Source organism: Dyella sp., from assembly GCF_035486915.1.
Taxonomy (GTDB): Bacteria; Pseudomonadota; Gammaproteobacteria; order Xanthomonadales; family Rhodanobacteraceae; genus Dyella_B.
Genome location: NZ_DATHMR010000088.1, coordinates 1 through 17,463 on the forward strand (window position 1 = coordinate 1; position 17,463 = coordinate 17,463).

Below are 17,463 nucleotides of genomic sequence, written 5' to 3' on the forward strand. Positions count from 1 at the left end.
CACGCAACCGGGCTTGTAGATGTTCACGCCACTATTGGGGACATCCACCGAGACATCGCTGTTCGTTAGAACCCAGGTGTAGGGAAGCTGCTCTGGCGGTACACGGCGAGGTTCCTGCGCCATGACAGGTGCACAACTGGCGACAGCGACGGCTACAAACAGTGCGGATCGGACACGTCGAGAAATGGTATTCATGGGGAGACCTCCTGCCTACCGTGAAAAATGGGGATGAGCGTCCAGTTTAGTCGTCCCGCGCCACCGCAGTGCCATCGCCCAATGCGCTACGTCCGGTAACGGGATAACCGCGGAGCCGATAAAGCAAACCGATCAGACCACGAGATCCCATGGCCAACGCACCACCCGCGACGGCTTCGAGGATGTAATAGCACACATACCGCCATTCACCGGGCGGCAGTATCCCGGTCGCAGCATCCGCCACGCGCGCGTGAAGAAACAGCATGATCATGACGTGACTGATGCAACCGCCAAGACCCGAGATAGCCATCCATATTCCCAGCACCGAAAAAGCGATGTGCTGTATCTGATCCGCGCTGATCGGAATCTCCAGGACTTCGCGCTGTCCTTTGCCTATAGCCCACCACGCAAGTATGCCGGGGCGCACCCAGAGCACGGCGGCCATAACGAGACCGAAGAGTCCGACCAGCAACTGATAGAGGGTATAGGTGCCGCCCTGATGCGACTGCGAAAGCCAGAACGGCAACTGTTCCAGAATATTCACGGCAAGCAGAACGACACCCAGGCGGATCGCGATGCAAAGCACCGTAAACAAGGTCGTCTTCATACCCCCTCCCTGATGGTTCGAACTAACTAAAGATCGCGAAGACTTTCCACCATACCTTCAGTGCCCACGGAAAGAAGCTTCAACGTATTCGTGCCACCGCCGCGGCCGATGTGGTCACCGTGCGTGAGCACGACGCGATCGCCGTCGGCGAGCTTGCCCATCGCGAACAGCTGACGCACAGCTTCACGCGCCGACACAGCAGGATTCAAGGTGTCGTGCGTGAACTTGACAGGCTGCACATCGCGCAACACCAGCATGCGGCGGCGTGCGTCGTCGAATGGCGAGAGTGCGTAGATCGGCACAGCGCTGCGATAGCGCGACAGCCATTGCGCCGTCGCACCCGATTCCGTCAATGCCACGATGGCGCGTACGCCAACCTCGCTGGCCAGCAGCATGGCCGCCTTCGCGATGGCCTGGTCGGTGCGATCGAGCCGATGTCCTGCCGTGCTCAGATCTTCCTTCGGCTCGAATTGGCGTTCGGCGCCCAGGCAGATGCGACGCAACGCCGCCACGGCCTTGTCCGGATGCGCGCCGGCTGCGGATTCTTCCGACAGCATCACTGCGTCGGTACCGTCGATCACCGCGTTGGCGACGTCCAGTACTTCGGCACGCGTCGGAATCGGCGACTTCACCATCGATTGCAACATTTGCGTGGCGGTAATCACGGCACGGTTGCGCTGCACGGCTTCGCGAATGATCTTTTTCTGCAGACCGGGTAACTCGGCGTCGCCGATTTCCACACCCAGATCGCCACGCGCCACCATCACGACATCGGATGCATCGATGATTTCACCCAGCACGGGAATGGCATCGGCGCGCTCGATCTTTGCGACCAGCGATGCGTTGCCGCCGGCTTCGTGCAGCAGCTTTCGCGCCAGGTCCATGTCCGCGCCTGAGCGCACGAAGGACACCGCAAGAAAGTCTGCACCGATTTCCGCAGCCAACTTGATGTCGGCCTTGTCTTTTTCAGACAACGCGGACACGGACAAGCCGCCACCCTGACGATTCAATCCCTTGCGGTCCGAAAGGCGACCGCCAATCAACACCTGGCAACGTACTTCGGCGCCGACCACCTCAAGTACGGTTAGCGCTACCAAGCCGTCGTCCAATAAAAGCACGTCGCCGGCATTCACGTCCTGCGGCAAACCGAGATAGCTCACGCCCACGCGCGTGGTATCGCCAGGAGGCGCATCGGCACGGCAATCCAGAACGAACGGATCGCCATCGCGCAATTCGATCGGACCATTGGCGAAGCGCTCAACGCGAATCTTCGGACCTTGCAGGTCGGCAAGAATGCCGACTTCGCGCCCCACTTTCTCCGCCGCCTTGCGTACTGCAACGGCGCGAGCGCGATGATCGTCAGACTGACCGTGCGAAAGATTGAGACGAACGACATCGACGCCTTCGGCAAGGATTCGTTCGAGCATGCCAGGTGCATCGGTGGCGGGGCCGAGAGTGGCAACAATTTTGGTGCGGCGTAGATGAGTGTCGGTAGTCATTGCTTCACTTTTTCCAGTCATCTTCGCAGACTAACAGAACTGCGCGGTGGCTCGACAACTCCCTTTCGCCAACGCCGGCGTACTGTCGCAGTGCGTCAAAATCCAGCACATGAAATGGACGGATAAACGTATACCCGTTCGAGTGTCTATTTTGATAACGACGTCGCCAACGCTGTCGAGTCAAACTTACAGGCCAAGTGCAGCGATCACGCAATACCAGCTCTCGTAAGTCCATTGCCCTTGAGAGATTTATGAGCCAACCAGATTTTCCAACACGCGCCACTCAGATGGACGCGCGGTAGATTCGCGCGCAGCGTTCACGCAACGCTTACGGCTTTGGCGCCCTCTTGGCCCCGCCTACTGATCAAAAATCTGCATACGTATGCAGCGATTGATGCGAACCGTTCCGTCAGCCGTTTTGCAGCGCGAGATTCAAGACTTCCGCCAAGCGCCTGCCCGCTTCGCGCAATCGGTTGTCCGCGATCGGCAAGTTGGCATCGATATACGCCTGATCGATCTTGTGACCGTCCGGATAAATCGTGTGCGTGATCTGGCACGATTCCTCCGCCCATTGCGCGTAGGGGTTATCCAGCGGAGCGATGGGCTGCGGCAACGGCTCGAAACCTTCTGCATCGAGCATGTTCGCGTAGGCTTTCCAATCCATATTGCGTGTACTCAGCAGACCGGAGTCCCACACGCGGTGCAGGTTTGTACCCTGCCCCTGGAACTGCACCTGATAGCTATTGGCGCCCGCATCGTCCTGGTAGTTGCCGTGCAGCGGCTGATGAATGTCGCCAACGAAATGCACCACAAACTTGAGCGCCTGCAGTCGCGTTGCATCCGACTGGCTGCGATCGCTCAGGATCGCCACGTAATGAGGAAGCGCCTCGACGACGCACTTGCCATCCTTGCAATCGCGCGGCGGCACGTACACGCAGCTCGGATCGCGGAAGTCGATGTAATGGAGCGGACGCGTTTCCTTCCAGAGTGCCTGCTGGTTGGGATCGTTGCGAATTTCATCGGGCCAGCTGGCGATGTCAGCCAATGACGTTGTGTGATCCAGCGCGAGCAGATGTTCCATTTCCGTTTTGGCGGCCGGACTCATATGACGCTGCGCCAAGTCGGCGACGACACTGTGTCCAAGCGGCCCCCACGCCTCGGCGACCGGCGCGATGGCAAGTGTGGCGAACAAGGCGGCAGCAATACGGCGGGCACGGAACATACGGGTAACTCGGAGGGCGGAAACCAGGCATCTTGCCATAGTCGATATGACAGTCAGACGTTGCTGGTATGCACGATGGCGCCAGCCGCATCGCGCACATTGACCTCTATCGGGATACCCTCCCGAACGCTCTCGGTGACGATGCAAAAATTTTCGAATTGCGCAAACGCGCGGTCGGCATGCTCCAGTGCCGAGGCAACATCGGCGAGTTGAAGATCGACGGTCACGTGCGCGATGCGCAGACGGCCCTCGTCATTGCGTGCCATCGCGGCGCGCGATCGGGTCACTAGCTTGCCGGGGTCGTTCTTGTATTTACGCAGCGCGAACAACAAGCTGGCCGACAGGCAGTTCGCAACCGAAACCGCCAGCAGGCGCGATGGATTCGGTCCTGCGTCCGCACCCAGGGGCGGGTTTTCATCCGTCACCAGATCGGGAATCGCTGTGCCATCGAACCGGACGCGAAATTCATAGGGTCCGGTCTGCTCAAGGGTCACCTCGACCAACTGCTCGTCGCTCATGGAGTTTCTCCGCATCAAGAGGGGTCTTTATAGCCCGGTCCAGCGCACTTACGCGTGTGCCCGAGGCCGGTTACCCGCTTAGGGTGCCGGTTCGGGCTAAAATGCGCGTTCCGGCGGCCCATCAGGACCGCCGCTTTGCTGCTCGCCATCACTTTGGAGGACGCTGTCCCATGGCCATCAAGGTCGCCATCAACGGTTACGGTCGTATCGGTCGCAACATTCTGCGTGCGTTGTATGAATCCGGTCGTACGAAAGAGTTTCAGATCGTCGCGATCAACGACCTCGGCAATGCCGAGACGAACGCGCACCTCACTCAATACGACACCGCACACGGCCGCTTCCCCGGTCAGGTGGCGGTGGACGGTGGCGATCTGATCGTCAACGGCGACCGCATCAAGGTATGCGCCGAGCGCGATCCGTCGAAATTGCCCTGGGGCGACCTCGGCGTGGACGTGGTGCTTGAATGCACGGGCCTGTTCACTTCCAAGGCCAAGGCCGGCGCGCACATCGCCGCGGGCGCGAAGAAGGTGATCATTTCTGCCCCAGGCGACAAAGATGTCGACGGCACCTTCGTGTTCGGCGTGAACGACGACAAGATCAGCGCCGGGCAGCACCAAGTCATCTCCAACGCGTCGTGCACCACCAACTGCCTTGCGCCGCTGGCGAAGGTGCTGAACGACAAGATCGGCATCGTGCACGGCCTGATGACGACCATTCATGCCTACACCAACGACCAGGTGCTGACGGACGTTTATCACTCCGACCTGCGCCGCGCACGTTCCGCCACACATTCGCAGATTCCGACCAAGACCGGCGCTGCCGCCGCGGTGGGTCTGGTGCTGCCGGAACTCAACGGCAAGCTCGACGGTTTCGCCATGCGCGTGCCGACGATCAATGTGTCCGTGGTCGACCTCACCTTCGTCGCGGCTCGCCCGACCACGAAGGAAGAAATCGACGCCGTTGTTCATGAAGCCTCGCAGGGTGCGCTGAAGGGCATCCTGGAAATCAACACCAAGCCACTCGTGTCGATCGATTTCAACCACAATCCTGCCTCGTCCATCTATGACACCACGCAGACGCGCGTCATGGGCGGCACGCTGGTGAAGGTGCTGAGCTGGTACGACAACGAATGGGGTTTCTCCAATCGCATGTTGGACATGACCAAGGCACTGATGGCCGCCAAGTAATTACGAATTGTCGGCATTGCGTGAAAAAAGCGACCACTCCGGTGGTCGCTTTTTTTATGCCATCGACGGCGCGATACTTGAAGCACCACCATGCTACGGAGAGGCATCGCCATGCGTATTGCATTCCAGCGTTCTGTATGGCCCGGTTTGATTCTCGGAACAGTCGTGGCGTTTGCTCCCTTTGGCGCAATTGCGGCCGACGCCGCTGCGCCGACGCCCAGCTTGGCGCCTCCACACGCCCTTATGTCGGACGCTCAGTGGGCTTCTTTATTCGATCAAAGCAAGCCTCTTGCCGATCGCGAGCGCATGCTCGCCCAGGTCGAGCAATCACCCGACTTGCGTAATCCCAAAGATCTTTACGCGCTCGGATCGCTGTACCACATGGGCAAGAACGCCCCTGGTTCGCCGGTAGACGACAATCCGCAGAAAGCGAGCCTTTATCTCGGTAACGCCGCGATCCGCGGCAGCGTGTATGCCATGGCGAAAATGGCGGAATTGAAGCTTGCCGCGGGTCAATATCAAGAAGCCATGAACTGGGCGCAAATCTATAGCCACTATGCCCTGCTCGCACCCGAGACCAGCCACAGCCCGCGAGAAAGCTACGCTGCCGAACTCGTTTCGCGTATCAAGTCGCACGTCACGGATACGCAGATGGCTGCCATCATGAAGGACGTGAACAGTTTCGTCGCATTGAACGATGCGCAGATCCGCGCCGGCATGCAGGCCGATGCGCTGAACGACGGCGATCGCCCGAACAGGATGATGCACCATCGCGTACAGCTGCCCGATAGCCGACGGCCCGACACCGGCATCGCCGACTACCTCATCGCATTCAAGCCGGACGGTTCTGCAGCGAACGTCCAATTGGTCGATGCCGTACCACGCCCAGAGGTCGGCGGCACACTGCGCAACTGGGCAAAATCGGTGACGCTGCAACCCGCACCAGAAGGCAACGCACTACGTTACGCGTGGGTGCCCATGGTCATTGGAAACAAGGACTATCACATGGATGACAGCCATTGATGTCGCGGCAATAAAAAAGCCGGGACTTGACCCGGCTTTTTTTGTTGCGTTCTGTCAGCGCAATGCGGCGAGCGCCGCATCGTAATTGGGTTCCTGCGCGATTTCACTCACCATTTCAGTGTGCAGCACCTTGTCGTGCTCATCGAGCACCACCACGGCACGCGCGGCGAGACCGGCCAGCGGGCTGGAAGCAATCGCCACACCGTAATGCTTGAGGAAATCGTGACCACGCATGGTAGACAACGTCACCACATTGCTCAGGCCTTCCGCGCCGCAAAAGCGCGCTTGCGCGAAAGGCAGATCTGCGGAAATGCAGAGCACAACCGTATTGTTCAACGCACTGGCTGCTTCATTGAAGTGTCGCACGGACATCGCACAGGTCGGCGTATCCACACTCGGAAAGATGTTCAGCACCTTGCGCTTGCCGCTGAAATTCGCGAGCGTTGCATCGGACAGATCTTTGGCAACAAGGCTGAAAGCCGGCGCCTTGTCGCCGACGGCCGGAAAATGACCGTCGATCTTGATCGGGTTGCCTTTCAGGGTGACTTGGGACATGAGGTGTAACTCCTGTGTCTGTGAGATGCATTCGCGCGTCGTGCGATCGGAAGAAGATAACGCCGATGGCACACCACGTCACCTGCATCACTTCTGCGGCGCGATGACCTGTTCGATAGCGCCGAAGATCGACGCACCGTGCGCATCGGTGATCTCGATACACAACGTGTCGCCATACTTGAGGAATGGCGTGCTGGGCTTGCCGCTCGCCAGCGTTTCGACCGTACGCTGCTCGGCAAGGCACGACGCGCCCTTGCTGGTATCTTCATTGGCAATCGTGCCCGAGCCCACGATGCTGCCCGCCGTAAGCGGACGTGTCTTGGCCGCGTGCGCAACGAGCTGCGCAAAGTTGAACTGCATGTCCACGCCGCATTCGGCTTCGCCAAACCACTTGCCGTTGAGCCACGTGCGCATTGGCAGATGAAGCTTCTCATCCTGCCACGCATCGCCCAGTTCGTCCGGCGTTACGAAAACCGGCGAAAGCGCCGAGCGCGGCTTGGATTGCAGGAAGCCAAAACCTTTGGCCAGCTCGTTGGGAATCAGATTGCGCAGACTGACGTCGTTGACAAGACCCACAAGCTGAATGTGTGCAGCCGCTTGCTCTGGCGTCACCGCCATGGGCACATCGTCCGTAACGACAACGACTTCGGCTTCCAAATCGATGCCGTAGTCTTCGCTCGGCACGATCACCGGATCGCGCGGGCCGAGGAAGCCTGCGCTAGTTGCCTGGTACATCAGCGGATCGACGTAAAACGACTCGGGCACTTCCGCGCCACGTGCGCGACGCACGCGCTCGACGTGCGGCAGATACGCACTGCCATCGACAAATTCATAGGCACGCGGAAGCGGCGCCGCCAATACTTTCATATCCAGCGCAAACGCGCCCGTCGCTTTACCGGCATTGAGATCATCCGACAACGCATTCAAGCGCGGCGCAACGTTCGACCAATCGTCCAGCGCCGCCTGCATGGTCGCTGCGATATCGGTGGCTTTCACCGCGTGTGTCAGATCGCGACTGACGACGATCAGCGTGCCATCGCGGCCGCCTTCCTTGAGACTGCCTAGTTTCATGCCTTCACTCCGTCGGCTGCACTCACGAGCAACCTTCCACGTAATCGATTTGCGGCGGCACACCCACGCGCCATCGCGTTATTTTTCCGGACGCATCTGTTTCGAACAGCAGCACACCGTGATTGTCTCCCGCGATGCGCAAATAAAGCGCACCCGGCTCGTATTTGTGCGGCGTCTCTTCAATGCGATTACCGTACAGCGTGCGAATCTGATCGACCGTCATGCCGACCTTACCGCCGCCCGGCGCAGTTTCGTTGGTTTGACCCACGTCGTAACGTACGAAGTGTCCGCCTTCGAACATGAAACCGAAATCGGACGCCGACTTGATCCACTTGGGCGTCAAGTAATAACAACCACCATCGGTCGCCGACATGCCGGACAAGTCGCCCTGCCACGCCTGGCGAAACGCCTTTTCATCCAAGCCGAAACGCATGTCTCCAAAACCGTCGAAGCGCGCCATATTTTCGACGTTGGATTTCGTCGATGACGCGGCAGCTACCGTGGACGCCGTAGCCGCTGCACTTGATGCGCTAACCGGCGCAGAGGCTCCTGAAGGCGCGCCGCCACACCCTGCAAGCAGGGTCATGAAACACACGAGCGGCAACGCCCGCGTCACGCACGCTCCGGATTGAAATGCTTTTTGATGCCTTGCCAGCACTTGTAGTAATCGTGCTGCAGCTGTGGTGCATCCAAGGCCTGTTTTGTCGGATGAATCACTTTGCGGGTTTCGAACATAAAAGCCATCGTGCCGGTGAGATGATCGGGCTTGCTGACATCCGCAACGGTCGCTTTCTCGAAACTCGCCGCATCCGGACCGTGACCGCTCATGCAGTTGTGCAAGCTCGCGCCGCCTGGCGCGAAGCCGCCAGCCTTCGCGTCATAAACGCCTTCGATCAAACCCATGAATTGACTGGCGACGTTGCGATGGAAATATGGCGGCCGGAACGTGTGTTCGGCAACTAGCCAGCGCGGCGGGAAGATTACGAAATCGACGTTCGCCGTGCCGGGCGTGTCGCTCGGCGACGTGAGCACTGTGAAGATCGACGGATCGGGATGATCGACGCTGATCGAGCCAACGGTGTTGAAGTGCGTGAGATCGTATTTGTAGGGCGCGTAATTGCCGTGCCAAGCCACCACATCCAGCGGCGAATGATCGATGCGCGCGGTCCACAGCAAGCCCTGGAATTTGTTGATCAGCTCGAAGTCGCCTTCGACATCTTCATAAGCGGCATGCGGCGTAAGGAAGTCGCGCGGCAACGCCATCGAGTTGGCGCCAATCGGACCAAGATCGGGCAGACGCAATAACGCACCGAAGTTTTCGGCGACGTAGCCGCGCGCTTCACCATCGAGCAATTCCACGCGGAAGCGAACGCCACGCGGAATCACGGCGACTTCGAGCGGTTTGACATCCAGCACGCCGAACTCGGTCGCGATATGCAAACGCCCCTGCTGCGGCACGATGAGCAACTCGCCGTCGGCGTCGTAGAAGAAACGCCCTTTCATTGAACTGTTTGCGGCGTAGATGTGGATGCCGCAGCCGGCTTGTTCTGCCGGACCGCCGTTGCCTGCGAGCGTCACGAGACCGTCGACGAAATCCGTCGGCTTCGCCGGCATCGGCCATGGATCCCAGCGCAACTGATTCGGTGTGGCTGGCGCTTCGTCAAAGCGATTGTGAAACGTTGCGTGGGGCCGTGGTTCGAACGGCAGGTGCATCGCGGCCGGTCGAATGCGGTACAACCAGCTACGCTGATTGCTGTGGCGCGGCGCTGTAAAAGCCGTGCCCGAAAGCTGCTCCGCATAGAGACCATGCGCAACGCGCTGCGGTGAGTTTTGCCCCTTTGGCAAAATGCCGGAAATCGCCTCGCTAGCGAATTCGTTGCCAAAGCCAGATTGGTAGCCTGTCGATTCCATCACGCGCATCACCTGGTTTCATTGCTCCCCTCTCCCATCGGGAGAGGGGTTGGGGGTGAGGGTACGATGTTCGAGAGTATTCAATATCGCCTCAAGCACCGCATTCGTCTGCTGTAGCACTTCGTTATCCCAGAATCGCAATATCTTCATACCTAGGGATTCCAGATAACGCGTGCGCATCTCATCCACTTGCACATTGTGCTGCGATCCATCCAGCTCGATCACCAAACGTCTCGCATCACAATAAAAATCGACTACATAAGGAGGCAGGGCGTGCTGGCGTCGAAATTTGTAACCATTCAACCTTCCGCCTCGCAAGCAGTACCAGAGCTTTTGCTCGACTTCGGTGGCTGCTTGTCGCAAGTGACGCGAATGGTTTCGCGTTCTTGTTGGTAGCGGCGGTTTGATGCTTCCTTGCATCGGCGTACCCTCACCCCAACCCCTCTCCCAGAGGGAGAGGGGCTTTTAAAGTAAAGCGTTAGAGCACGCCGCGCTTCATTTGGTCACGTTCGATGGATTCGAACAGCGCCTGGAAGTTGCCTTCGCCGAAACCTTCGTTGCCTTTACGCTGAATGATCTCGAAGAAGATCGGCCCGATATTGTTCTGCGTGAAGATCTGCAGCAGTTTGCGCTGCTTGGTCTCCGGATCGGCGTCGATCAGGATCTTGTTCTTGGCCAGGCGCGGCACATCTTCGCCATGGTTGGGGATGCGATGCTCGATCACATCAAAGTACGTATCGGGCGTATCGAGGAATTGGACGCCCTTGGCGCGCATCGCCTCCACGGTGTCGTAAATGTTGTCGGTGAAACACGCGATGTGTTGGATGCCTTCGCCGTGATACGCGTCGAGATATTCGTTGATCTGCGACTTCGGATCGCTCGATTCGTTGAGCGGAATGCGCACGATGCCATCCGGCGCCGTCATGGCCTTCGACACGAGGCCTGTCTTCGCACCCTTGATATCGAAGTAGCGAATTTCGCGGAAGTTGAACAGGCGCTCGTAGTAGTCGGACCACTTCTGCATGTTGCCGAAGTAGAGGTTGTGCGTAAGGTGATCGATGAAGGTCAGACCGAAGCCAGCAGGATTCTGATCGGCGCCCGGAATCGGTGCGTAATCGCCGTCGTAGATGCTGCCCGCGCTGCCGTAACGATCGATCAGATACAGCATGCAATCGCCAATACCCTTCACCACCGGCGCATTCACCGCTTTCGTATCGGCCTTATCGGTAAACGCTTCGCCACCGTTGGAAACCACCGTCTTGAGCACCTCGCCGGAAGGCTTCTCGAAGCGAATCGCGAAACCGCAGGCGCAGGGGCCATGCTTGGCGGCAAAATCTGCTGCGAAGGAATTGGGCTCTTCGTTGATCAGGAAGTTCACGCCGCCCTGGCGATACACGGTGATCGCACGACTCTTGTGTTTGAGCACCGGCGCGAAGCCCATGTTCTTGAACAATGCATGCAGTTCGCCACCGCGAGCGCCGGGTGCGGCAAACTCGACGAACTCGAAACCATCGATACCCATGGGGTTTTCGAAGGTGGTGACTTGCATACCGAGGTTGGGTTGGGCGTTCATGGCGCTCTCCTGATCAATCGATGCGCGACGGCAGCCAAGGCAGCGTGCCACCATCGGGATAAGGACCACGTTATAGTTACAAATGAAACTAATTGCAAGGAACAGTGCCGCAATGTCCAACCCGCGCAAGCCTGCCCCGGCCGGAGCCGAACACGCCCCTCTCGAACTGGAGCATTTCCTGCCCTACCGGCTGTCGATCCTCTCCAACACCGTCAGCCAGGCCATCGCGGACGACTACCAGCGACGTTACGACCTTAGCGTTACCGAATGGCGTGTGATGGCGGTGTTGGCCCGCTTCCATGGTCTGTCGGCACGCGAAGTGGCCGAGCGGACGGCGATGGACAAAGTCGCGGTAAGCCGCGCGCTGGCTCGATTGGTGGAAGCCGGTCGCGTGCACCGCGAAACGCACGGCGGCGATAAGCGCCGCTCGGTGCTGAACCTGACCGAGGCCGGTTGGCTGATTCATGACGATGTCGCGCCGATGGCGCGCAACCGCGAGCGCGAAGTGCTGGCCAAGCTCGATGCCGAAGAACAGGAGTGGCTGACGCGCATTCTGGACAAGCTGCTCGCGCACTGACCGGTCATATTCTCTTAAGAAGAGTGCTGCGCAGGCGTATCTCACTGGATCCCCGCCTACGCGGGGATGACGAACTGGCAAAGGCGCGAACGACGTTCGGGCGCCAGTTTGTCACCTCACGCCGTGCATCAACCGGTTTATCAGCGGCGAAATCAGCAACAGCACGACGCCTGCACCAACGAGCGTCCAGAAGCTGAAGTTGAAGCCACTGAGTGCGGAAGCGGCGGTCATGCCGTTTTCGCCGCTGATATGGCCCGCGAGCAATCCGGAAAGATTGCCGCCCTCGGCCAACGACAGGAACCATCCACCCATCGCAAGGCCCACCAGACGCGGCGGCGCGAGTTTGGTCACCATCGACAAGCCGATCGGCGACAGACACAGCTCGCCCACCGTCTGCAGCACGTAGCAGGTGGTCAACGGCCAGAACGGGATCAATCCGCGCGGATCGATCAACCGCGACAAGGCATACACCAGCACCATGAAGCCCAGTCCGTTGAAGATCAAACCAAGGCCGAACTTGCGCGGAATCGACGGTTCCATACGCCGGCGTGACAAAAACGCCCATACCTGCGTCACGATCGGCGCCAGCACGATGATCGCCAGCGGCGTCACCGACTGATACCAGCCCACCGGGAATTCCCAACCGCCGAACAGCTTGCGATCGACCAGGTTCTCGGCAAGGAAATTGAACGACGTGCCGAACTGGAAATAGAACATCCAGAACAACAAGTTGAAGGCAAAGATGATTAGCATGGCAATCACGCGGTGCACCTGCACTTTGCCGGTACGTGCCGCTTCGGCGATCAACATCGCTGCGACGCCGATGAACAGCAGACCGAGCAACCATTGCAGACCCAGCGCACTGATCTTCGACAGCACGAAGTAGATAACCGGCACCGCCACCAGCACGCCAACGAAAACCCACAACACACGCATGCGGCTGGATGCTTCCGGCGCAGGACGGCCCACACCGCGCAAACCGCGGCGACCGAACCAGAACCACAGCAGGCTCAGCACCATGCCAACGCCGGCCGCCGCGAATACCGCGCGGTAGTTCTGCGCCATCGGCGTATCGGTGAAATAGCTCGCGAGCCAACCGGTCAACAAGGGCGCCACGAACGCACCGGCGTTAATGCCCATGTAGAACAGCGTGAAACCGCTATCGCGCCGATCGTCGTTAGGTCCATACAACTGACCGACCATCGAAGAAATGTTCGGCTTGAACAGACCGTCGCCGACGACCACCATCGCCAGACCCAGCAGCATCGCCTCCTTGCTGGGCAACATGATCGTAAAAAGACCTGCCGCCATGACCAATGCACCGAGCAGGATCGAGCGCTGATAGCCGATCAACTTGTCCGCCACGTAGCCGCCGAAAATACCCGTGGCATAAATCAGCGCGGTGTATGCGCCATAGGTATTGCTGGCCCAGGATTGTCCCGATGCATCGCCGTGGTAGAACTGCGCGACGATATACAGCGCCAGCGCCCAGCTCACGCTGTAGAACGCAAAGCGTTCCCAGAATTCGGTCATGAACAGCATCCATAGCGGACGCGGATGACCAAGCAGTTGCGGAAAGTCGGGCGATGCGGCAGCGCCGGCTTCGGGATTCTGGCTCACGGATGGTCCCCTTGAATCGTGATGAGCGCGGTGTCGAATACCGCGCCGAATGGCTCTATGTATCGGGCGGGGCGTGCAACGTCAAATGCGTTGCACCATGACACTCCTCTAGCAGTCATTCCAGACACGCACATCGCCGTCGTTCCATACACTCCCCTCACCGTCATTCCAGCGGAAGCTGGAATGACGGTGAGGGGAGATTAGCTTCCCAATACCGTGCGCACGTCGAGTAACTCTGGGAAGAACTCCAGTTCCAACGCTTTCTTGAGGAATGCCACACCCGAGGAACCACCCGTCCCCCGCCGATGTCCGATGATGCGCTCGACGGTTTTCATATGGCGGAAACGCCACAGTTGAAAACTCTCTTCCACATCCACAAGTTGTTCGCACATGTGGTACTCCGGCCAGAACGTTGCACGCTCTTCGTAAATGCGCTTGAACACCGGCAATAAATCGTCATGGCGCTGATAGGGTTCGCTCCAGTCGCGCTCGATACGCGCCGCCGGAACCGCGTGGCCGCGACGCGCCAGATAACGCAGGAATTCGTCGTACAACCCCGGCGCTTCCAATACCTCGCGCAGTTGCGCCTGTGCGTTGGCGTCATAGTCGAACACACGCAGCATCTGCGCGTTCTTGTTGCCGAGCATGAATTCGATCAGGCGGTACTGCAGCGACTGAAAGCCCGACGAAGGGCCCAGTACATCGCGAAATTCCAGGTATTCCGACGGTGTCAGCGTCTCCAGTACGGCCCACTGCTCAAACAGCTGGCGCTGCACCTGTTTCACGCGCGCAAGAACCTTCAGGCACGCGTTGACATCATCCATCCGCAAGTGCGCAATAGCGGCTTTCAGCTCGTGGATAATCAGCTTCATCCACAGTTCGGCCACCTGATGCTGCACGATGAAAAGCATCTCGTCGTGATGCGGCGGCTGGCTGAGCGGGTGTTGGGCGCTGAGCAATTGGTCCAGCCGCAGGTAGCCGCCATAGGTCATCCGGCCGTTCAGGTCCAGCTCGATGCCCGCTTCAAGATCCCGCCGATTGTCCGTCATGGTCGCCCGCAAATCCCGGAAAACGCACATGTTAACCGGTTGCCGGGCCAGGGCCGTACGGACTCGCATGCTGCACCGTACCTTGCGGCGCAACATGGCGGCCTGTTAAAAATCGCCGTCTTACTCTGGGATTTTATGTGCGTCCGGCCCCACTGGATGGGCCGCGCCTCCCCCCGCAGATTTTTCCTTACCCCACCCGGGAGCGAGTCGTGTCCATCGCCGCCAAGTTTGAAATTGAATATCTGCAATACCTCGATGCCGAAGGCAAACAGGTCCGTGACGACCTGCCTGAGTTCGCCAAAGACCTCGACCACATGGTCGAGCTGTACAAGCTGATGATGTCGACTCGCGTGTTCGATGCGAAGTCGGTAGCCCTGCAACGTACCGGCAAGCTCGGCACCTATGCAAGCTGTCTGGGCCACGAAGCCTCGCACGTGGGCATCGGCAGCGCCATGCGGCCGGAAGACGTGTTCGCCCCTAGCTACCGCGAATACGGTGCACAGCTCTACCGTGGCGTACAGCCGCGCGAGGTGTACATGTACTGGGGCGGTGACGAACGCGGTAACGATTATCAGAAAGAACCTGCACGTCACGACTTCGCATGGTCGGTGCCGATTGCCACCCAATGCCTGCATGCCGCCGGTTCCGCGCTGGCATTCAAGATCCGCAACGAACCGCGCGTGGCCGTATGCACGATCGGTGACGGCGGTTCGTCGAAGGGCGATTTCTACGGCGCCATCAACATCGCCGGCGCACAGAACCTGCCGATGGTCGCGGTCATCGTGAACAACCAGTGGGCGATTTCGGTGCCGCGCAAGATTCAGTCCGGCGCCACCACGCTCGCGCAGAAAGGCATCGCCGCCGGCCTCTACAGCATCCAGGTGGACGGCAACGACATCATCGCCGTGCGCAAGGCGATGGAAGACGCGCTCGAACGCGCACGCACCGGCAAGGGTGCCAGCGTGTTGGAACTGGTCACGTATCGCCTGAGCGATCACACCACTGCCGACGATGCACGCCGTTATCGCGGCGAGCAAGAAGTGAAAGACGCCTGGGCGAAAGAGCCGATGAAGCGCCTGCGCAACTGGCTGGTGGCCAAGAAAGTGTGGGACGACAAGAAAGAAGAAGCCTGGAAGAACGAGTGCGACGAGTGGATGGATAACGAGGTCAACGCCTACCTCGAAACCAAGACCCAGCCCGTCACGGCGATGTTCGACTACACCTTCGCCGAAGTCCCCGCCGATCTCGCCAAACAGCGCGATCTGGCCATCTCGCTCGACAAGAAGGCGCACTAAGCCATGGCACAAATCACTCTTATCGAAGCCGTTACCCAGGCACTCGCTTATGAAATGGCCCACGACGAAAGCGTCGTGGTGCTGGGTGAAGACGTCGGCGTGAATGGCGGCGTGTTCCGCGCCACGCAGGGTCTGCAGGAAAAGTTCGGAGAACTGCGCGTGCTCGACACGCCGCTGGACGAAACCACCATCGCCGGCGTCACCGTCGGTCTGGCCGCACAAGGCATGAAGCCGGTGGCCGAAGCGCAGTTCGAAGGCTTCATCTATCCGATGATGGAACAGATCGCCTGCCACGCTGCGCGTCTACGCAACCGCACGCGCGGCCGCATCACCGTGCCGGCTGTGTGGCGCGCCCCGTGGGGCGGCGGTATTCGGGCGCCGGAACATCACTCCGAAGCGAACGAACATCTGTTCACCAACATCCCGGGCCTGCGCGTTGTGATGCCGTCTTCACCGGCACGTGCATACGGCCTGTTGCTCGCCGCGATCCGCGATCCGGATCCGGTGATGTTCTTCGAACCCAAGCGCATCTATCGCCAATACAAGGAAGAAGTGCCGGACGACGGTGAAGCATTGCCGCTGGACGTATGCTTCGTGCTGCGCGACGGCACCGACGTCACCATCGTGACGTGGGGTGCGCAGGTGAAGGAAGCGCTGGAAGCGGCCGATGCGCTGGCCGAAGAAGGCATCAGCGCCGAAGTGATCGACGTCGCCACGCTCACGCCACTCGACTTCGACACCATCGCCGAATCCGTGCAGAAGACGGGCCGTTGCGTGATCGTGCACGAAGCGCCCAAGACGGCTGGCTTCGGCGCCGAAATCGCCGCACGCGTCGCGGAAGAATGCCTGTACGAACTGCTCGCGCCGGTCGAACGCGTCACTGGCTACGACACGCACATTCCGTTGTTCCGTCTGGAAATGAAATACCTGCCCAGCACGGAGCGCGTGGTCGAAGCCGCCAAGCGCGCACTCGCCAACTCTTAACTTTATAAGCACCGTCATTCCGGCGAAGGCCGGAATCCAGTCAAAATATGCTGTGCGAAGCACGCTAAATCTTTCGCACATGTAAGTAACTACGCCACTGGATCCCGGCCCACGCCGGGATGACGGCAAGAAAGAACATCAAGACTGATTACGGGAACCGACTCATGGCCGACATCAAGACGTTCTACCTGCCGGACCTCGGCGAAGGCTTGCCCGACGCGACTGTCGTCGAATGGCACGTCAAAGAAGGCGACACCATCAAGCTCGACGCGCCGCTGGTGTCGATGGAAACCGCCAAGGCAGTGGTCGATGTGCCTTCGCCGTACACCGGCAAAGTCACCAAGCTGCATGGCGCTGCAGGCGACGTGATCGAAACCGGCGCAGCACTCGCCGAATTCGAACCCGATCCGAATGCCAAGCAGCGTGCCGAAGCCGAAGCCACCGGCCACCATCATGGCCCGAAGAAGGCTGCCGCGCCGGCGGCTGAGCCGAAGAAAGTCACCGCTTCCGATGAAGGCGGCGAGATCGAATCGGGTAATGGCAAGGCTGATCGCGAAGACGAAGGCACCGTGGTTGG

At 59.5% G+C, this 17,463-nt stretch carries 18 protein-coding genes and 1 pseudogene; 6 read left to right on the forward strand and 13 right to left on the reverse strand.

The annotated features are described in order from the left end of the window. From VK725_RS07005 to VK725_RS07025, 5 genes and pseudogenes are all read right to left on the reverse strand, one after another. Window positions 1–195: pseudogene (locus VK725_RS07005) on the reverse strand (energy transducer TonB); the annotation flags it as partial. A gap of 46 nt (window positions 196–241) precedes the next feature. Continuing rightward, window positions 242–802: a hypothetical protein gene (locus VK725_RS07010; protein ID WP_325317342.1), complete on the reverse strand. Its 561-nt coding sequence runs from the start codon at window positions 800–802 to the stop codon at window positions 242–244. A 26-nt stretch (window positions 803–828) separates the two neighbouring features. Then, window positions 829–2,301: a pyruvate kinase gene (gene pyk / locus VK725_RS07015; RefSeq protein ID WP_325317343.1), complete on the reverse strand. Its 1,473-nt coding sequence runs from the start codon at window positions 2,299–2,301 to the stop codon at window positions 829–831. A gap of 409 nt (window positions 2,302–2,710) precedes the next feature. Next, on the reverse strand, window positions 2,711–3,523 hold the full coding sequence (locus VK725_RS07020) for a S1/P1 nuclease (protein WP_325317344.1): 813 nt from the start codon (window positions 3,521–3,523) through the stop codon (window positions 2,711–2,713). 53 nt (window positions 3,524–3,576) lie between these two features. Further along, window positions 3,577–4,041, reverse strand: coding sequence for an OsmC family protein (locus VK725_RS07025; protein ID WP_325317345.1), 465 nt, complete (start codon window positions 4,039–4,041; stop codon window positions 3,577–3,579). Window positions 4,042–4,211: 170 nt separating this feature from the next. On the opposite strand from VK725_RS07025, the gene gap reads away from it, so the two are divergent. Further along, a complete protein-coding gene (gap, locus tag VK725_RS07030) occupies window positions 4,212–5,228 on the forward strand; it encodes a type I glyceraldehyde-3-phosphate dehydrogenase (protein ID WP_325317346.1) in 1,017 nt (338 codons plus the stop codon). A 111-nt stretch (window positions 5,229–5,339) separates the two neighbouring features. Next, the gene (locus VK725_RS07035; RefSeq protein ID WP_325317347.1) at window positions 5,340–6,251 is read left to right on the forward strand and encodes a hypothetical protein; all 912 of its coding nucleotides are present in this window, start codon (window positions 5,340–5,342) and stop codon (window positions 6,249–6,251) included. Window positions 6,252–6,305: 54 nt separating this feature from the next. Here the strand turns inward: VK725_RS07035 and tpx are convergent, their stop codons facing one another. The 6 genes from tpx to hppD form a co-directional block, all read right to left on the reverse strand. Beyond that, a complete protein-coding gene (tpx, locus tag VK725_RS07040; protein WP_325317348.1) occupies window positions 6,306–6,806 on the reverse strand; it encodes a thiol peroxidase in 501 nt (166 codons plus the stop codon). Between the two features lie 87 nt (window positions 6,807–6,893). Continuing rightward, window positions 6,894–7,877 carry a fumarylacetoacetate hydrolase family protein gene (locus tag VK725_RS07045; RefSeq protein WP_325317349.1) on the reverse strand — a complete coding sequence of 328 codons (984 nt, stop codon included), beginning with the start codon at window positions 7,875–7,877 and terminating at the stop codon, window positions 6,894–6,896. Window positions 7,878–7,899: 22 nt separating this feature from the next. After that, entirely contained in the window at window positions 7,900–8,310 is a 411-nt protein-coding gene (locus VK725_RS07050; RefSeq protein ID WP_325317350.1) for a hypothetical protein, read from the reverse strand. A gap of 179 nt (window positions 8,311–8,489) precedes the next feature. After that, a complete protein-coding gene (gene hmgA, locus VK725_RS07055; RefSeq protein ID WP_325317359.1) occupies window positions 8,490–9,788 on the reverse strand; it encodes a homogentisate 1,2-dioxygenase in 1,299 nt (432 codons plus the stop codon). Between the two features lie 18 nt (window positions 9,789–9,806). Continuing rightward, window positions 9,807–10,208, reverse strand: a complete 402-nt coding sequence (locus tag VK725_RS07060; protein ID WP_325317351.1) for an endonuclease domain-containing protein — start codon at window positions 10,206–10,208, stop codon at window positions 9,807–9,809. A 58-nt stretch (window positions 10,209–10,266) separates the two neighbouring features. Next, entirely contained in the window at window positions 10,267–11,361 is a 1,095-nt protein-coding gene (gene hppD, locus VK725_RS07065; RefSeq protein WP_325317352.1) for a 4-hydroxyphenylpyruvate dioxygenase, read from the reverse strand. 112 nt (window positions 11,362–11,473) lie between these two features. Between hppD and VK725_RS07070 the strand changes: the two genes are divergently transcribed. After that, window positions 11,474–11,938, forward strand: coding sequence for a MarR family winged helix-turn-helix transcriptional regulator (locus VK725_RS07070; protein ID WP_325317353.1), 465 nt, complete (start codon window positions 11,474–11,476; stop codon window positions 11,936–11,938). 111 nt (window positions 11,939–12,049) lie between these two features. Here VK725_RS07070 and VK725_RS07075 read toward each other — a convergent pair whose 3' ends face one another. Together VK725_RS07075 and VK725_RS07080 are read right to left on the reverse strand one after the other, a co-directional pair. Then, window positions 12,050–13,558, reverse strand: a complete 1,509-nt coding sequence (locus VK725_RS07075; protein WP_325317354.1) for an oligopeptide:H+ symporter — start codon at window positions 13,556–13,558, stop codon at window positions 12,050–12,052. 200 nt (window positions 13,559–13,758) lie between these two features. Beyond that, window positions 13,759–14,607: a tryptophan 2,3-dioxygenase gene (locus VK725_RS07080; protein ID WP_325317355.1), complete on the reverse strand. Its 849-nt coding sequence runs from the start codon at window positions 14,605–14,607 to the stop codon at window positions 13,759–13,761. Window positions 14,608–14,816: 209 nt separating this feature from the next. On the opposite strand from VK725_RS07080, the gene pdhA reads away from it, so the two are divergent. From pdhA to VK725_RS07095, 3 genes are all read left to right on the forward strand, one after another. Continuing rightward, window positions 14,817–15,902, forward strand: coding sequence for a pyruvate dehydrogenase (acetyl-transferring) E1 component subunit alpha (gene pdhA, locus VK725_RS07085; RefSeq protein WP_325317356.1), 1,086 nt, complete (start codon window positions 14,817–14,819; stop codon window positions 15,900–15,902). 3 nt (window positions 15,903–15,905) lie between these two features. Beyond that, window positions 15,906–16,886, forward strand: a complete 981-nt coding sequence (locus VK725_RS07090; RefSeq protein WP_325317357.1) for an alpha-ketoacid dehydrogenase subunit beta — start codon at window positions 15,906–15,908, stop codon at window positions 16,884–16,886. A gap of 164 nt (window positions 16,887–17,050) precedes the next feature. Next, window positions 17,051–17,463, forward strand: a 413-nt coding sequence (locus VK725_RS07095) for a biotin/lipoyl-containing protein (protein WP_325317358.1), incomplete at its 3' end; no start/stop codon positions are given.

Bases quoted from the DNA above. Each gene is read 5' to 3' on its own strand.
- VK725_RS07010 (WP_325317342.1), bottom strand. From the start codon at position 802: ATGAAGACGACCTTGTTTACGGTGCTTTGCATCGCGATCCGCCTGGGT.
- pyk (WP_325317343.1), bottom strand. From the start codon at position 2,301: ATGACTACCGACACTCATCTACGCCGCACCAAAATTGTTGCCACTCTC.
- VK725_RS07020 (WP_325317344.1), bottom strand. From the start codon at position 3,523: ATGTTCCGTGCCCGCCGTATTGCTGCCGCCTTGTTCGCCACACTTGCC.
- VK725_RS07025 (WP_325317345.1), bottom strand. From the start codon at position 4,041: ATGAGCGACGAGCAGTTGGTCGAGGTGACCCTTGAGCAGACCGGACCC.
- gap (WP_325317346.1), top strand. From the start codon at position 4,212: ATGGCCATCAAGGTCGCCATCAACGGTTACGGTCGTATCGGTCGCAAC.
- VK725_RS07035 (WP_325317347.1), top strand. From the start codon at position 5,340: ATGCGTATTGCATTCCAGCGTTCTGTATGGCCCGGTTTGATTCTCGGA.
- tpx (WP_325317348.1), bottom strand. From the start codon at position 6,806: ATGTCCCAAGTCACCCTGAAAGGCAACCCGATCAAGATCGACGGTCAT.
- VK725_RS07045 (WP_325317349.1), bottom strand. From the start codon at position 7,877: ATGAAACTAGGCAGTCTCAAGGAAGGCGGCCGCGATGGCACGCTGATC.
- VK725_RS07050 (WP_325317350.1), bottom strand. From the start codon at position 8,310: ATGCGTTTCGGCTTGGATGAAAAGGCGTTTCGCCAGGCGTGGCAGGGC.
- hmgA (WP_325317359.1), bottom strand. From the start codon at position 9,788: ATGGAATCGACAGGCTACCAATCTGGCTTTGGCAACGAATTCGCTAGC.
- VK725_RS07060 (WP_325317351.1), bottom strand. From the start codon at position 10,208: ATGCAAGGAAGCATCAAACCGCCGCTACCAACAAGAACGCGAAACCAT.
- hppD (WP_325317352.1), bottom strand. From the start codon at position 11,361: ATGAACGCCCAACCCAACCTCGGTATGCAAGTCACCACCTTCGAAAAC.
- VK725_RS07070 (WP_325317353.1), top strand. From the start codon at position 11,474: ATGTCCAACCCGCGCAAGCCTGCCCCGGCCGGAGCCGAACACGCCCCT.
- VK725_RS07080 (WP_325317355.1), bottom strand. From the start codon at position 14,607: ATGACGGACAATCGGCGGGATCTTGAAGCGGGCATCGAGCTGGACCTG.
- VK725_RS07090 (WP_325317357.1), top strand. From the start codon at position 15,906: ATGGCACAAATCACTCTTATCGAAGCCGTTACCCAGGCACTCGCTTAT.